Annotated in this window: 12 protein-coding genes and 5 pseudogenes; 10 read left to right on the top strand and 7 right to left on the bottom strand. The window is 69.3% G+C overall.

Features of this window, described 5'->3' with window-relative positions; genetic code table 11:
• Nucleotides 1-927: 927 nt before the first annotated feature.
• Together IO30_RS46665 and IO30_RS42915 are read left to right on the top strand one after the other, a co-directional pair.
• Nucleotides 928-1,150 (top strand): annotated as a pseudogene (locus tag IO30_RS46665) (amidinotransferase); the annotation flags it as partial.
• 311 nt (nucleotides 1,151-1,461) lie between these two features.
• Nucleotides 1,462-1,629: pseudogene (locus tag IO30_RS42915) on the top strand (SpoIIE family protein phosphatase); the annotation flags it as partial.
• A 445-nt stretch (nucleotides 1,630-2,074) separates the two neighbouring features.
• Here IO30_RS42915 and IO30_RS42910 read toward each other — a convergent pair.
• The 4 genes and pseudogenes from IO30_RS42910 to IO30_RS0103860 form a co-directional block, all read right to left on the bottom strand.
• Nucleotides 2,075-2,248, bottom strand: a complete 174-nt coding sequence (locus IO30_RS42910; RefSeq protein ID WP_078904017.1) for a CsbD family protein — start codon at nucleotides 2,246-2,248, stop codon at nucleotides 2,075-2,077.
• 639 nt (nucleotides 2,249-2,887) lie between these two features.
• Nucleotides 2,888-3,184: a DUF2188 domain-containing protein gene (locus IO30_RS0103870; protein ID WP_031139244.1), complete on the bottom strand. Its 297-nt coding sequence runs from the start codon at nucleotides 3,182-3,184 to the stop codon at nucleotides 2,888-2,890.
• 512 nt (nucleotides 3,185-3,696) lie between these two features.
• Entirely contained in the window at nucleotides 3,697-4,194 is a 498-nt protein-coding gene (locus IO30_RS0103865) for an allene oxide cyclase barrel-like domain-containing protein (protein WP_234321706.1), read from the bottom strand.
• A 240-nt stretch (nucleotides 4,195-4,434) separates the two neighbouring features.
• A pseudogene (locus IO30_RS0103860) lies at nucleotides 4,435-4,764 on the bottom strand (hypothetical protein); the annotation flags it as partial.
• Between the two features lie 429 nt (nucleotides 4,765-5,193).
• Here IO30_RS0103860 and IO30_RS0103855 point away from each other — a divergent pair.
• The 3 genes and pseudogenes from IO30_RS0103855 to IO30_RS47985 form a co-directional block, all read left to right on the top strand.
• Nucleotides 5,194-6,318 (top strand): glutamate--cysteine ligase, encoded by a 1,125-nt coding sequence (locus IO30_RS0103855; RefSeq protein WP_031139238.1) that lies wholly within the window; start codon nucleotides 5,194-5,196, stop codon nucleotides 6,316-6,318.
• 51 nt (nucleotides 6,319-6,369) lie between these two features.
• Nucleotides 6,370-6,687, top strand: a pseudogene (locus IO30_RS47990) (DNA glycosylase AlkZ-like family protein); the annotation flags it as partial.
• Nucleotides 6,688-6,738: 51 nt separating this feature from the next.
• A pseudogene (locus IO30_RS47985) lies at nucleotides 6,739-7,011 on the top strand (hypothetical protein); the annotation flags it as partial.
• A 745-nt stretch (nucleotides 7,012-7,756) separates the two neighbouring features.
• On the opposite strand, the gene IO30_RS45200 reads toward IO30_RS47985, so the two are convergent.
• Nucleotides 7,757-7,912, bottom strand: coding sequence for a hypothetical protein (locus IO30_RS45200; RefSeq protein WP_157853069.1), 156 nt, complete (start codon nucleotides 7,910-7,912; stop codon nucleotides 7,757-7,759).
• Nucleotides 7,913-8,297: 385 nt separating this feature from the next.
• On the opposite strand from IO30_RS45200, the gene IO30_RS45195 reads away from it, so the two are divergent.
• A complete protein-coding gene (locus tag IO30_RS45195) occupies nucleotides 8,298-8,777 on the top strand; it encodes a ricin-type beta-trefoil lectin domain protein (protein ID WP_051859318.1) in 480 nt (159 codons plus the stop codon).
• Nucleotides 8,778-9,073: 296 nt separating this feature from the next.
• Here the strand turns inward: IO30_RS45195 and IO30_RS0103830 are convergent, their stop codons facing one another.
• Nucleotides 9,074-9,937, bottom strand: a complete 864-nt coding sequence (locus tag IO30_RS0103830) for a nitrilase-related carbon-nitrogen hydrolase (protein ID WP_202205058.1) — start codon at nucleotides 9,935-9,937, stop codon at nucleotides 9,074-9,076.
• Nucleotides 9,938-10,169: 232 nt separating this feature from the next.
• Between IO30_RS0103830 and IO30_RS0103825 the strand changes: the two genes are divergently transcribed.
• The 4 genes from IO30_RS0103825 to IO30_RS0103810 all read left to right on the top strand — a co-directional run bounded on the left by IO30_RS0103825 (nucleotide 10,170) and on the right by IO30_RS0103810 (nucleotide 14,205).
• On the top strand, nucleotides 10,170-10,454 hold the full coding sequence (locus IO30_RS0103825; RefSeq protein ID WP_237403333.1) for a hypothetical protein: 285 nt from the start codon (nucleotides 10,170-10,172) through the stop codon (nucleotides 10,452-10,454).
• 140 nt (nucleotides 10,455-10,594) lie between these two features.
• The gene (locus tag IO30_RS0103820) at nucleotides 10,595-12,037 is read left to right on the top strand and encodes an NF041680 family putative transposase (protein ID WP_037893056.1); all 1,443 of its coding nucleotides are present in this window, start codon (nucleotides 10,595-10,597) and stop codon (nucleotides 12,035-12,037) included.
• A gap of 397 nt (nucleotides 12,038-12,434) precedes the next feature.
• Nucleotides 12,435-12,698 carry a cupin domain-containing protein gene (locus tag IO30_RS45190; RefSeq protein ID WP_031139224.1) on the top strand — a complete coding sequence of 88 codons (264 nt, stop codon included), beginning with the start codon at nucleotides 12,435-12,437 and terminating at the stop codon, nucleotides 12,696-12,698.
• Between the two features lie 175 nt (nucleotides 12,699-12,873).
• A complete protein-coding gene (locus IO30_RS0103810) occupies nucleotides 12,874-14,205 on the top strand; it encodes a flavin monoamine oxidase family protein (RefSeq protein WP_157853068.1) in 1,332 nt (443 codons plus the stop codon).
• 66 nt (nucleotides 14,206-14,271) lie between these two features.
• Here IO30_RS0103810 and IO30_RS0103805 read toward each other — a convergent pair whose 3' ends face one another.
• Nucleotides 14,272-14,787: a potassium channel family protein gene (locus tag IO30_RS0103805; protein ID WP_037892972.1), complete on the bottom strand. Its 516-nt coding sequence runs from the start codon at nucleotides 14,785-14,787 to the stop codon at nucleotides 14,272-14,274.
• Nucleotides 14,788-14,908: the final 121 nt, after the last annotated feature.

The raw sequence follows: 14,908 nt of genomic DNA, 5'->3' as shown, positions 1-14,908 counted from the left end.
GCGTGGCGCGCAGGTATCCCCGCTGCCACGCCAACTCATGATCCAGATATTCAGGGCGCAAACCTAGGTGGCGCTTCAACGGTCAGACAAGGAATTTAAGTTGGGGCATCTCCGACTGGCGGGAACCCGCCAGATCGCAAACGGGACAGAGGGTGGCATGCCTTGCGATATCGAAAGCGGAACCGATCAAACGGACCCCATGCCCTCCGCTTATGCGTTACGGCAAGTCGGGAAAGCCGGACTCGAATGTGATGGGTATTCGGACAGAGTCTTGAGCCGGATTCGAGTCGGATTCGAGTCCGTATCTATTTGGAATAGAGCGATCCGGATATTGCGACACGCCCCCCCCGTGCGCCGGGCCCGGAGTCGGGGTAGCGGTGCCCCGGGGGGATCGGGGCGTCGGTGCATCGGGGGCATCGCCTCGTCCGGCCCACACGGGGGTGGCCCGACCAAGTCGCCCTCACCCGACCGGTGTTCTCCCAGTTGAGCGCATCCCTCCGGAAGGCTGCACCCATGCCGGAGCCGAGTCGACGCCACCCGCGCGGACGAGGCGCAAGCTCCCGGTGCGGTGCGTACCGATCACCCCAGGCCCGTCCGTCACCTCGGCCGTCAGGCCGGCGTCCGCCGCCCCGACGGGTCTTATCGCCTGGGAACTCAAAAGCCTGGCGCCCGCGAATTTCCGGGTGCCGAGGCAAGGCGCTGGCGGACTACTGAGGAGCAGGGACACTCGCCGGGTCGCCGGGTATGTTCGCATTCAGGCTGGACGGATCACTTTCGGACAGCAGACGCCCGAATGCGGCGCCCCAGAACGGGCGTCCCGGCTGTCGCCCCGCACGGGGGAACGGCATCGTAGGAGCCCCGGGAATAGGAGTCGAAGATTCCGTAGATGCGGTTCGTGGATTCGGTTCGTGGACGTAGCCGGTCACGATGACGGCACCACAGGGCCCGGGCGGCCGGTCGCCCTCCGACGAACCGTACGAGCCGGTTGCGGCGTCCGCCGGCCCGCCGGTGAGTTCGCACAACGAGTGGGAGCCATTGGAGGAGGGTCGTCGCGGGGCGGCTCGACGGCGCCGTGTTCTCCTCCCGGCACCCGGTCGTGGCCTGCAACGTCCCGCGCTGGGCGGCACACCTGCAAGGGCTGGCGGCGGGCTCATGGACTACTTCAGGCGAGGAGCCCGCTGGACCGCTGCGCCGAGACCGCAACTCACCGCGGCCCTGTACGAGCTGGACCATCGCGTGCCGAAGAGCGGACCGCCACCCGGCCTGGCGCAGGCCCGGGCCGCAGAAGGCGGGATCAGGTGCGGTCGAGTCCGTAACGCTGGCAGAGCTGGTCGCGGCGGGCTGCATCCCCGCGGTACTTGTACTGGCCGTTTTCCGGGGAGTCCTGATCCGGCGCTTGGGAAGGCAGGGACGGCGCGCAGTCCCGGGAACTCCGGCGGATGGCCAGAGGGTCCGGACGTTGTGAACATGCCCTTCGGCGTTTCAATACACGGCGCCTACCAGATCCAGGACGTGGACCTGCGCCCGGGCGACCGCCTCCTGCTCCACACGGACGGTATGCAGGAACGTGACGCCGAAGCGGTCGACCTGCCCGGGCTCCTGCGGAGGACGGCCGACGAACACCCGCGTCACCACCTGACGAACCAGCCGGGCGCAACCGCTGTTTGCGCGGTGCATGAGAAGGCCCCCTGGCCTTCTCATGCAGGTCTGGGCCGACTCAACCCAGCCGGGCGGTGCCGGGAAGGCGCGCCGTCTGACAGTCGCGTCCCCCAGACGGCCGCTCTGCAAGGGCGGCCCACCCCGAAGCCTGACGCGACAGGATCACGCTGGCCGCATCCACGCGCCGCACCTTCCCGGCCGGGGGGGGGCTATCGGGTGCCAGGCCCGGCGCGGCGGTCAAGGATGCCATCCCCGAGTGGTCGGCGATAGGCCCAGCCGCCAGAAGGCGCCCAGGCTGAGTATGAGGACGATGCCAGCGGTCTTGGGGGATCTCATGCGCTGAATGCCGCTGGGCCCCGACCCAGGGGGAGGGAGTCGGGGCCCAGCGGGTGACGGTGGTCCGTCGGGTGTGCGGCTAGTGGCGGAAGGTGTCCTTGACGTCTTCCTTGGCCTGGCGGGCGTTGCCCTTGGCCTGGTCGGCGTGGCCCTCGGCGGTCATTCGCTTGTTGCCGGCCATGCGGCCCATGGCCTCCTTGGCCTTGCCCTTGGCCTGCTCGGTCTGTGCCTTGGCCTTCTCCGTGCCCGACATCGGGACCTCCTCGTGTAGTACCGGATTGGTCGTGACGCTCTCGTGCTCGCGATCGCCGCCCGTAAACCCCTGGCGCTTACGCAGGCTTCTCCGAGGCCCGCCGGAGGGCTGCTGCAGGAAGCATGTCAGCGGGCGTGGTGGATGCCCCGCTGGTGGGGGGAGTCCGGTCGGCCGGGGGTGGTGGCCCGGCGGCGTCTGCCGGGGGAGGGGTTGCGCCGGGGTGGGGCGCTGGGGGACGCGGCCAGGAGGGGAGAAGCGAGGCGGGAGCGCATCTTGCCCGCGGCGGCGCGTACCTCTTCGCAGCGGGCCTCTAGGACTCATGACAGGTTGGCAAGCCCCCGGCCCAGGTGCCGCAGCTGCACCACCCTGTTCCGGCGAGACGAGAACAACCGGTTCATGCTCCGGTCCGCCTTCGACGGCCGTACCTGGACCGCATCCGCCCACATCCCCGGCAGCGAGAACCAGCACGCCGCCGGCGTCGTCGAACACAACGGGAACCTGCACATGCTCCATGGGTGCAGGCGTCAGTGCGCGGCCCCTCCGCCCCAAGGGCACGCCCCCGTGTTGCCGGGCCTTTCGTGTCCAGCAGGCTGCTTCGGGGAACGGAGCCCCAGGCAGGCCGCGTAACGTTTCGCGTTCTCAGAAGACGCCTCCGTGTTCTCCAGCCTTGCGTCCACGTTCGCCAGGGGCCGCAGCGGGCGTGTCTCCGTAGGTGTACGCGGTCCGGACGTGCCCGTCGAGGGCGTGGACGATGACCTGTGCGGGCTGGTGTTCCTTTGCGTGGCGCCGGGCGGCGCCGATGGCGTCCTTCTGGGTGCGGTGCGGCTCGTGCAGCAGCCGTCGTCCTTCTCGACCCTCGACCTGCCATTTCACGCCCGCTGCCGCCGCCCGCTCGCCGGACGGCGAGACGTGGTAGACGGTCAGTTTCGATGCCATGATCGTTCACCTCCGCTGCCGAGCGGATTCCCGACGGGCTCGAAAGCCGGAATTTGCCGCGCTCTCCTGGGGGCCTGCCCTCATCTGGGAGGGCCGGTGCAGGCCGGGCGTGCCGAGGCCGCGGGCTGTCCGCCTACAAGGCCTGTGCCCGCACAGGCAGCCCCGAACCAGACCTCGCGCTGCGCGCGGTCGGGAGGCGGGAGGGAGGGGGCCCCGGATCAGGGCTGCCCCGTACGCGCTGCGGTCGAGCCGACCGCGCCGGCGCCTGGACCCGGTACCGTCCGCCGGGTGCCTGGATGCTCGGGGTCGGGGCTCCAGACGGCCCGCCGCCGCGTCATTCGATCAGCAGCGGACCGTCCAGCCGGACGACGTCGAGGTCCAGGCCGGCCTGCCGTAGGAACTAGAGTCGATCACCGAGGCCGGGCTCAGCCCTCCACCCTGCCGGTACCCGCTCACTCCAGCACGCGTAGGGCGTCGGGGGGGGGGGGGGGGGCAGGCGGGCGTCGGGTCCGTCAGACGATGTGGATCGTGAAGCGCCTCACGACCTTGGGGTCCGTGGCGATCGTGTCGGAGTGGACCGAGCCGCGAGCGTTCTCGTACTTCCCGGTGCCGCCGGTGATCGCGTTGTCGAAGGGACCCTGGTCGAGGTAGTTGAAGTACATCCCCTGCACGGTGAGCTGGCCGTCCGGGAGGGTGTAGGTCACGACGCACTGCTCCGCCTCATCGGCGCCGCCCCGGGTGGTGGTGCAGGTGCCGTGGGTCTCGCCGACCTTGTTGTGCGCCTCGTCGAAGAGGTCCGAGCGGACGACGACCTCATCGCCCTGCGAGACGCTGCCGGGGGTGACGGGGAAGCGGGTCAGCTGCTGCACCTCGCCCAGGACCGTGATGATCCGGCCCTTATCCCCGGCCTGGGCAGAGCCGGTGTCCGTCGCGGCGGCCGCTACGGGGGTGCCGGCGAGGAGGGTGACCAGCGTGGCCGTGCCGAGGCAGGCCGCTCTGATGGGGCGCATCATGCGACTCCTGAGGTTGATGTTCAGGAATGACCGGATGGCGAACTTCCATCCGATTCGGTTCGATTCCCTTCATAACCCCTACTCCGCCGCCGCACGGAGCACCCCGGCACGAACCACCGGCACAACAGCCGGTCGGACCAAAGGACAGTGTGACTGAGCGGCGTGGTCGATCGTGCCGTGTGCGCGAGCGTGGGAAAGGGGGGTCCCGGCTCGGCACAGGCAGGATCTTCGGGCCGCCTATCTGGTCGCTCGGGCCGAGCGGGGTTGCGCGCGCAAGGCAGGCAGCCGGGCGGCCTCTTCGGCTCCGGCCAGGCTCTCGCCCAAGGTCAGCAGCGAGAGGAGCCGCACCGGCCGGCCAGCGGTGGCAGCGGCTTCCAGTTTGTGGTGGCCGTCGAGGAGGAAGTGGGTCAGGCCCCAGTGCACGAAGTAGTCGTCTCCCCGGTCGATGGCGGGCTGGCACACGTCCAGTGTGGAAATCGCCACCGCCGTGGGGACCGTTTCCCGCTCCATGAGCGCGGCATACTCCTCGACGCGCTCTCTCTCGTTCCACGTCGGGGGAACCATGGGAAAGTCAGGTCCGCCCGGGCCTTTCGTGCGATGCCGGACACGCTGATCCGGCCTCCGTACCGGGCCGCGGCGTGACCGCGTTGACGGCCCCCCGTACCCGCTGCTCCTGGAGCGCGCCGGGGGCGTCGGCCGGGCCGAGCTGGCGGAGTGGGGCCAGGCCTTCCCGCTCGATCGGCCCGCCCAGGAGCAGACCGTGGACTACAGCTCCTAGCTGCCGAGGACGAAGGACAGCGAGACAAGGGGCGCCGGGCAGGGCTCGAACCCCGCCAAGCCGGAGCCCGGCCCGCCCGTCGCGCCTCGTCGTCGGCGGCGCTCCCGCCTGGTCTGCTGGAGACCCCGGTCCGGTGAGCCGGCTTACGCATACCGACGGTGGGCAGGGGCAGGCGTTGACCGATCGGTGAACAGCACGACGAGGCGATGGGCTGCTGCATGCGAAGCGTGGGCGTGGAGGAAGAACTGCTGCTGGCTGACGCGGAGACGGGGGAGCCGCGAGCCGTGGCGGGAGCCGTTCTCGCCGCGGCCGACCGGGCCGGAGCCAGCCCGGACCGGGCCGCCGAGGAGGGAGAGGAGCCGAGCCACACCTTCGAGGCGGAGCTGCAGGAAGAGCAGGTGGAGTTCGCCACGAAGCCGGTCACGGAGATGGGCGAGCTCCACGAGGAGATCGTGCGGTGGCGAGCGGAGGCCGCCAGACACGCGGCGACGGCCGGCGCGGTCGTGGCGGCGCTCGGCACCTCCCCGCTGGCCGTCCGGCCGTCCCTCTCCCCGGGCCACCGCTACGACTGGGTGTCGCGGCAGTTCGGCATGACAGCCCAGGAGCAGCTGACCTGCGGCTGCCACGTCCACGTGTCGGTGGATTCGGACGAGGAGGGCGTCGCCGTGCTGGACCGCATCCGCCCCTGGCTCGCCGTGCTGACGGCGATGAGCGCGAATTCCCCCTTCTGGCAGGGCGAGGACACCCGCTACGGGAGCTATCGCAGCCGGGTGTGGAACAGGCTCCCCGCCGCCGGCCCCGTGGACGTCTTCGGTTCCGCGGACCGCTACCACGCCGAGGTGAAGGCCATGGTGGACTCCGGTGTGCTGCGCGACAAGGGCATGATCTGGTTCGATGCGCGGCTCTCCGCCTCCTACCCCACAGTGGAGGTCAGGGTGGCGGACGTCTGCCTCGACGCTTCCACGCCGGTCCTCCTGGCCGCCCTCGTACGGGGCCTGGTGGAGACGGCGGCGAGGTCTTGGAAGGCCGGGGAGCCCGCGCCGCGGGTGAGTACGGGACTGCTCCGGCTCGCCTCCTGGCAGGCCGGCCGCTCGGGGCTGGACGGCCCGCTGCTGCACCCCGAGACCATGCGGGAGACCGGGCCCGCGACGGCCGTCGAGGCGCTGTACCGGCACGTCGGCGACGCGCTGGCCGACGCCGGCGACGAGGAGTTCGTACGGGCCGGCATCGCGGGCCTCCTGGAGCGCGGCAACGGAGCGCGCGTCCAGCGGGCCCTGTTCGGCTCGGAGGGGGACCTGGCCTCGGTCGTCCGGCACTGTGCACGGCGGACCATGGAGGGGTGACGCGGGTCGGGCAGGAACGACAGGCCGAATACCAGGCGTCCGCGGTCAGGGGTGGAGGAATTCCGTCACGTACCTGCGGGCCGCCTTCTCGCTGGTGCCGAGCGCGACCGCGACCTCAGCGAACGGAACCCGGCCGCCGAGACGGCGGGGGAGTTCATGGTCTGGTCCGGGGAACTCGCCTCCACCCGCCGCGCGGGCGGACAGCGTCTCTTCGACCTCGCCGAGCGGTCCATTCCCGCCGAGTTCCTGAACGACGGCCTGACCGATGACGAATGCCTCACCCGCCTCCCCAGCCATGCAGGGACCGTCCTCGGTGTGGCCACAGCCGATGACCTCGCCGACTACCTGCGTTTCCCCGCCGCCGTCGCAGCCCGTCTCCTGCCCGCCACCGGCCTCACCGGCTACACCGGCCTCACGAGGCTCACCGGCCTGCAGACCTTCGAGCTGGATCCTGTTGGCCGGATCACGTCCGTCGACGCCTCCCAGTGGACCGAGCGGTACGCCTACGACGAGGTGGGCAACCAGACCGAGGTCTCCTGGCCAGCTGCCCACCCCGGACATGAAGCCACGGGCAGCCGCGCCTACAGCGGGACGTCCATCACCCGGGCGGGCCGCGTGCGCTACGAGCACGATGCACTGGGCCGTACCACCCTGCGGCAGCGGACGCGGCTCTCCCGCAAGCCTGAGACCTGGTCTGTATTTCGGTGCGCTGCAGTTCGATGGGCCGGGTGCGGATCTGCCGCGGACGAACGGATGGCTGTTCCCGCCGTGGTCCTCGCGACGCTGTTCGTGCCGCCCTTCGGGGCGGCACTCGCGTTCATGGCGCGCTGGGACAAGGCCGGCCGGGCCGTGACAGTCGTCTTGGCCTCGGTCTGGTTCATGCTGCTTCCCGCCGCCGTCAGCTCGGGACAAATGCCTGTGCAAGACGATGCCAAGCCGCAAGTTCAGCCGGTTGTCACCGTCACGGTCACCGCCGCACCCTCGCCCCCGCCCGCGCCGGTGGTTTCGTCCACGCCCCCGGTGGCTTCCCCGTCTCCTCCCACGCCGCCCGCCCCCACAGCGAGTGCGCTGGCGTCGGCTGCCGCTGTCGCGCCGCCGCCTGCTGAACGGCCGCCGCTGCCGCGGCCAGCCGCGGCCGACGACGGCAAGACCCCAAGCCGGGCCGACGCCCCCGCGATCACTCGACCCTCATCAAGCGGCGGTAGCTCCAGCAGCTCCGGCTCCGGCGGGGGTGTTTCGTACCGGAACTGCAGCGCCGCCCCCGAGGCTGGAGCAGCGCCGATCCGCCGTGGCGATGCGGGTATGGATCGCACCTCGACCGTGACGGCGACGGCATCGCCTGCGAGTAACCCGGAGATGGTGACGGATGGCCGAGCACCTCGTCGTTGACAACCTCGCCCAGCTGGACGAGCAGACCACCACGGGCCCGGTCGGCGATTCACGCCTGCCGGGTGCTGCGCCCTGGTTCAGCCGGTGGGGTGTTGGCGTTGTGGAGGGGGCGGGAGGCGATGAGGATGTCGGCAATGTGGTGGGGGCAGTTGCGGGTGTGCCAGGTCACCGTCAGGTGGTCTCCCGCGGAGCTCAGGGTTCGCACGCCGCCGGTCTCCACACTGGCTCTGCAGGTACGGCACGGCAGGGTGCGGATCAAGGATTTCAGCATGGCCGTGCCCTTTCCCCAGGTGGTGGTGCCACCGTATCCCCGGGTCTTGTCCGTGGCCTCGCTGTCCGCGCCTCCGAGCGCCACCTCAGCCAGACGCCTCACGGCACGGGGGTGTCTTGGTGGACTCCCTGGCTGCTCTCTCAGGGGGTCTGTCGGGTCATCACATGTAGCGGCTCTAAGGGATGAAGATGCTGCGCAGAAACCGTTGGCCACGTCTTGGGTGCTGCTACCAATTACCCTGCGTTCGGAACAGAGCTGGAAGTCCATCTCGAGTTCGGGCGTGAATCCCATTTCTTCAGCACGAACGGATTTCGCCCACATGACTGTCGCCCTCCGCAAGACGCTCGCCCTCACAGCGCTGGCGCTGACCGCGTCCCTCCTGCCTGCCACAGGGGCGCAGGCCGCGGCAACCGCCGCTCCGGCCCTGCGTGCTCCCGGGCTCTACTGCCTGGCGAATGCCTGGAGCACCCCCAACGTCTCCACGAAGCCGTGTGACCCGAAGGACCAGGGCCAGCACTGGACCGTCTCGGGCCACCAGATCTCCCTGACCGATGCTCCGGCCTACTGCCTCGCCAACACCTGGAACGCCGCGGACGTCTCGGTGAAGCCGTGCAACCCGAAGGACCAGGGGCAGTACTGGAATGTCTCGGGCCAGCAGATCGCCCTCAGCTACGCGCCGGCCTATTGCTTCGCCAACACGTGGAGCACCCCGAACGTTTCGACCAAGGTGTGCGACGTGAAGGACGCGGGCCAGCGCTGGGTGATCTTCAAGAACCAGATCAGCCTCGCCGCCGCCTGACCCCTTGCCGCATGAGGGACGTTCCCGGCCGGTACTCGTAAGCCGGCTGCATTGACGGTCCCGGCTGTCAGGGGTCTCAAGGAGTCCTGACAGCCGGGACCGTAGTCGCCACGCCCGCCGGGTGTTCCGGCCGCGTGCAGCGCCGAGTGCCCGCGGTCCGTGGACGTCGGCGCCCACCGGGCCGTGGACGCCCGCACCCGGGCCCGCTCCGGCTTTCGGGACGCCTTCCCGCTGTGTGTGGGATCGGCCGATGTCCGCGCACCATCTCGTTCTCCGGTGCCGGCAAGAAGCGGTCCTCAGTGGGTGGGGCGTAGGGTGGGGTTGAGGGTGAGGCGGTTGTCGGTGGGGTGGTGGCCTTCGGGGCTGAAGGGGGGTACCGCTGAGGGGAGGCAGTCGGCGATGAGCAGGCAGTCGTGGTGGCGGTCTTCGGCGGTGGCCGCTACCAGGGGTTCGCCGTCGGGCGCCCAGATGCCGGAGTTGCCCTGGTACTGCCAGGCGCCGGCGGGGACCTGTTCCCAGCCGCGGCGGTTGGCGTAGGCGATGAACAGGCGCCAGATGCTGGCCATGGCCGGGATGATGTGACGGGTGGCGTCCTGGTACGGGACCTGGCTCATGGTTCCGTCGGCCAGGCGGAAGTGCCCGTCCGCCGCGGTGGGGCCGAGGACGATCTTGGCGCCCTGTTCGGCGAGGTACTGGTAGAGCGGCGGGAACTCACACTCGTAGCAGTTCAGCACGCCCACGCCGATGCCGTTCAGGCTGACCACCGGGGGTAGTTCCTGGCCGAAAGAGTAGTTGCGCCGCTCGGCCGCCCCGTACAGGTGGGTCTTGCGGTAGTTCGCCGCCACCAGCCCATCGGAGGCGATCACGCTGATCGAGTCGTAGAACGCGTCCCCGTCCCGCTCGGGGTAGGGCAGGACCACGGCCAGGCCGTGCTCCTTGGCCACCAGCCGCGCCCGCTCGATAGAGGGCCCCTCACGGTGCTCTGCCAGCTCCCGGCACAGCTCGGGGCCGATCGCGTAACCGGTCGTGTACTTCTCCGGGAACACCACCGTCTGGCAGTCGTAGTCCGCTGCCAGCGCGGCCACCTCGGCGAGACGCTCCAGGTTCTGCTCAACTGCCTCCCGGCTCCCGACCGGGCCCTGCCCCTGGTACAGGGCCACCCGCAGCCCTTCACCTTCAGCTGGCGCAGCACGCCGGGCAGAGCGGAACACGACACGAACAGGCTGCGACATCGACAACGGGATCCTTCCGCGAATGCCGGTCCGGGCGACCGCCACCGCAGCCAGAACGATTCAGCACACCATCGGACACCACGACAGGGCCGTAAGCTTGTTCTTTTTCTTCTGACCTCGACGCCGAAGGTTGAGCGGACAGCCGCGTGACCGTTGACCTGTGACGCGCCACAGCGCGCTGACCTGGCAAGATGCTCCCATGGAAACTGGGTTCCCCTGGGGGTCTACACCAACCGTCGATCTCCGCCTGTGGCGTGCTGACGCGATCGTGCTGTTCGACTGGCTGATGAGCACCGACCTGAACACCGTGCCGATCACGCACCCGGCTCAGAAGCAGGCTCTCGCAGACCTGCTGGCACGCCTGGAGGAGGTGGACATCATCGAGTCCACTGGTGAAGAGATCGCTGCAGCCCAGGCCGAGGTGGCCAAGAGCATGGGTTGGTAGGGACTCGCTCGAGGTTCGGGTCCCCTCGAAGGGCGCCTCGAACCGCGTCGCTCACATGGAGAATCACCGGACATGGGGGCGGCCTTCGTCTGATCATGTGCTCCGACCAAGGTGCACGTGACCACGACGAAGGCCGTGAGGTGAGTCTGCTGCCTGATGCTGTTCGGAGGGAAGCGTTCGCGGAGGCGTCACGCTTCCGGGGCGAGTTCTACGAGTGTCTGGCCGCTCGGCGCGACGAACTGTTCGAGTTGGTGGACGCGGTGCTGTGTGCCGATGGTGCGGTGAAGTCCCCGGTGGACTTGACCCTTCTGCCCGAGCACCGTCGTGGGCACGGAGCGATGTACGGCGGCCTGAACCACGGCAGGATCGACGTCGACCGGCTCCGGACGCTGCTGGCAGGGCTGCCCCTGCCGCGGTTCGACGGCGGACGCCTGGTCTTGGCGGTCGATGTGTCACCGTGGCTCCGCTCGGACGCGCCGTGCTCAGCCGACCGACTGTTCTGTCACGTCTACGGCCGCGCGAAAACGGCCTCGCAGTTCATCCCGGGCTGGCCCTACTCCTTCGTGGCCGCACTGGAGCCGGGTGCCACATCCTGGACCGCGATCCTGGACGCGGTCCGGCTCGGACCGATCGACGACGCGACCGCGATCACCGCCGCCCAGCTCCGAGGAGTCGTTGAACGACTCATCACCGCGGGGCAGTGGCAGGCCGGGGACCCGGCCATCGTGATCGTCAGCGATGCCGGCTACGACGTCACCCGCCTGGCCTGGGTCCTGCGCGACCTGCCCGTCGAGCTGGTCGGCCGGGTCCGCTCCGACCGCGTCATGCGCCTGCCGAAACCACCGAGGATGCACGGCGTCAACGGCCGGCCGCCCAAGCACGGCCCAGAGTTCCGCTTCACCAAGCCGGAGACCTGGCCCGAACCCGCGATCACCACGGTCACCGACACCACCAACTACGGCAAGGCCGAGACCCAGGCGTGGGACCGCGTCCATCCAAGGCTCACCCACCGCTCTTCCTGGCTCGACCACGATGGTGAACTGCCCTTGGTCGAAGGAACGCTGATTCGGTTGAAGGTCGACCACCTGTCGAAAGACCGGGACGCCCCACCGGTGTGGTTATGGTCCTCGAAGACCAGCGCGACCCCGGACGATGTGGATCGTTTCTGGCAGTCGTTCCTCCGCCGCTTTGACCTGGAGCACACGTTCCGCTTCGTGAAGCAGACCCTGGGCTGGACCACCCCGAAACTCCGCACCCCCGAGGCTGCGGACCGCTGGACCTGGATCCTGATCGTCGCCCACACCCAGCTCCGACTGGCCCGCCCACTCGCCACGGACCTCCGTAGGCCGTGGGAGAAGCCCACCAGCCTCGACCGGCTCACCCCGGCCCGGGTCCGCCGAGGGTTTCGGAACATCCGCGCTCACCTCGCCTGCCCGGCCCGTGTTCCCAGACCCCGAGGCACCGGACCCGGTCGGCCACCCGGCGCCAAGAACAAACACCCGGCACCCCGCTACGACGTCGGCAAAACCGTCAAACGACCCGAGACCCTCAAGGCCATCGGCAAGCCTGGAAGATCTTGGTAGATAAAGAACAAGGTAAGTGCCTGTGTTCAATCTTCCGGGCAGTTTTTCCCCAGGTCGGGATTCGAACAGGGCTGATTCGCGGGGGCCAGCAGCGGAGCTCAGCCGACTGGTGAGGGCCGTTCGGGTCTGGCGAGATACGGGTCAAAAGGGCAACGGGATGATCTTGAAGCCACCGTGGAGCCTCTGGTCCAGAAGTGATGGCGCCCTGGCCAGTGCGGTACCGGCATCGGAGGGATCGTCCCCGCCAGCCTCATCGGCAGCGGCCGCGATCTCTGGTCTGCTGCTCCGGTCGGCAGTTTGTCTCACTGTGGAGGGTGATATGGCGGATTTTCCTGGTGTTTCGACCTCGTCCATTACGACGGATTCTTGGGAGCCGTTCGTCGAGGAGGGCCGGGAGATGGGGCAGGTCCATTTCCTGGTGCAGAAGGAAGGCGGCCTGATGGGTGGCCTGTGGAGGACCGACCCCCAGATCGGCGCGGAGATCCCCTACAACGTCACGGGTTCCGACACCTTCCATGTCCTGCAGGGTGAGGCGGAGCTGGAGACCCCCGACGGCCAGAAGATCGACCTCATCGCCGGGGGCATCTACTCCTTCCCGGACGGGTTCAGTGCGACCTGGCGCACCCGCTCGCCGTTCGTGAAGTTCTTCGTCATCGCCTGACCACGGTTGCGGCAATGGCCGGCGCTATCGGCGCCGACCGGACCGCCACAGCAACCGGACGGCCTGAACACCCCGGCCGACAGCACCATCCCGGAAGAGGGCACGTCGGCCGCTGTCACCGACCAACGACGGCGACCGTGTGCGCCTCGCGCCGGAAGACCGAAGGGATCCAGTAGTGAGCAAGGCAGAGTCTCGTCCGGATGTCGTGATCATCGGTGGTGGGTTCGCCGGTGTGACGGCCGCGCGTGAGCTGACGATGCGCGGACGTCGCGCGGTGCTGGTCGAATCACGTGACCGGCTGGGCGGCCGGACCTACACGAAGGACCACGACGGGCACGCCATGGAGTTCGGCGGCACCTGGGTGCATCCCCTGCAGCCGAATGTGTGGGCGGAGATGCAGCGCTACGGCATCGAGACCGAGCCGCTGCCGGTCGCGGAAGGGCTGCGGCAGGCGGTCGTGTCAGGCGGACGTGTCGTGGACCTCTCCGACGAGGACGTCGCACGCGCCATGGAGCTGCTCAACCAGTTCTGCTCGCCGGGCGCGGAACTGTTTCCGGAGCCGTTCACAGAGGCGTGGGGCCCGGATCCGCAAGGTATCGGCGACCGGTCGTTCCGCGAGCAGCTGGAGACGGTGAAGGCCGACCCGGTGCTCTACGACTGGCTGGAGTCGATGTGCTGCGCGGTCGCGCTCGGCCCGCTCGACAAGTCCGCCGTCACCGAATACCTGCGCACCTACGCCCTGTCGGGGTGGAGCGCCGAGCAGGCATCGGCCGCCCTGACGGCGACCAAGCTCGTGAAGGGCACGCGCGAGCTGATCGACGGCATTGCCGGGCACGCCACGCTCACCGACTTCCGCCTCAACTCGCACGTCACGCGTGTCGTCCAGAGCGACGGCGAAGTACGCGTCGAACTCGCGGGCGGCGACACGATCACCGCGCCCACGGCTGTGATCGCGCTGCCGGTGAACGTCCTGAACAGTGTGGAGTTCGAGCCCCGCCTGTCCGACACCAAGCGCAGGGCCGCTGAGGAGCGGCACGCCGGCGCCGGCCGCAAGAGCATCGTCAAGGTCAAGGGCGACATCGGGAACGTGAGCGTCCTCGCCCCGGAGGCCTACGCGGTCAACTGGGTGGTCACCTACGCGAAGGGAGGCCCGGAAGGCACCTGGGTCGTCGCGTTCTCCAGCGACCCGGACCGCCTGCCCATGTCCGCCTTCGACGACACCGCCGGCATGCAGGAAGCACTCCAGCCCCTGCTCCCCGGCGTCGAGGTCGAATCCATCGTCGGATGGGACTGGTCCAACGACCCGCTCTCCCTCGGCACCTGGTGCATCTACCGACCCGGACAGCTGGCCAGCATCCTGCCCGACCTGCGCACCACCGAGGGGCGGCTGTTCTTCGCGGGCGCCGACTCGGCCATCGGATGGCGCTCCTTCATCGACGGCGCGATCCAGAGCGGCTACCACACCGCCCGCCACATCGACGACTACCTGAACAACGGCAGCCGGTAGGCCAGAGCGCCGCTGGACCCCGACCTCCTCGGACTGGGGCCGCGCCGCCCAGGTCCGAGAGGCGAGTCACGGGGCTGGCGGCGCGCTGCCGCTCCCCCCACCGGGACCGGCAGGCTGATCACGGCGTTCGCGGCCTCGCTGGACCGCGTTGGCCAGGAGCCGGGCCGCCACGCCGAGCAGCAGCAGGTTCAGCGTGATCTGTCCCGTGGTCAGCAGCCGGGCGGTCTCGCTGCGTGCGGTGATGTCGCCGAACCCGACCGTGCTGAACACGGTCATCGCGAAGTACATCGCGTCGGTGCGCGACAGGGGTTCGCTGAAGCTTCCCGGGGTGGTGTGTTCCAGCAGGAAGCATGCGGTGGCATCGAGCAGGATGAACAGCGGCACGGTGATCGCCATGGCCTCCATGGCCTTCAGCCCGGGCTGCGGAGCGAGTGTGATCTGGTAGATCTGCCAGGCCAGGAGCCCCGCCACAGCCGCGATACCGCCGAGGAGCACCAGAACGGTGGTGGCCGTGAAGGCCGAGTCCATGGGCAGCAGGTAGTAGGCGGTCACGAGGAGCGCCGCGGTTACCAGCGAACGCACTGAGGCGAGCAGTACCTGCCGATGGTGACGACCCGAGTTTCCGTTCACGACTCCACCCCGACCGCAGCGCATGCCCTGCCCCCAACCTCCCTGGTGAGACGGGCCATGCGCGGCAGGCGCA

Source organism: Streptomyces xanthophaeus, assembly GCF_000725805.1.
GTDB classification, from domain to species: Bacteria; Actinomycetota; Actinomycetes; order Streptomycetales; family Streptomycetaceae; genus Streptomyces; species Streptomyces xanthophaeus.
This window is presented reverse-complemented; position numbering and strand designations above follow the sequence as displayed.

Coding starts and splice junctions, on each gene's coding strand:
- IO30_RS42910 (WP_078904017.1), bottom strand. CDS start 2,248: ATGTCGGGCACGGAGAAGGCCAAGGCACAGACCGAGCAGGCCAAGGGC.
- IO30_RS0103870 (WP_031139244.1), bottom strand. CDS start 3,184: ATGGCATCGAAACTGACCGTCTACCACGTCTCGCCGTCCGGCGAGCGG.
- IO30_RS0103865 (WP_234321706.1), bottom strand. CDS start 4,194: ATGCGCCCCATCAGAGCGGCCTGCCTCGGCACGGCCACGCTGGTCACC.
- IO30_RS0103855 (WP_031139238.1), top strand. CDS start 5,194: ATGCGAAGCGTGGGCGTGGAGGAAGAACTGCTGCTGGCTGACGCGGAG.
- IO30_RS45195 (WP_051859318.1), top strand. CDS start 8,298: ATGACTGTCGCCCTCCGCAAGACGCTCGCCCTCACAGCGCTGGCGCTG.
- IO30_RS45190 (WP_031139224.1), top strand. CDS start 12,435: ATGGGGCAGGTCCATTTCCTGGTGCAGAAGGAAGGCGGCCTGATGGGT.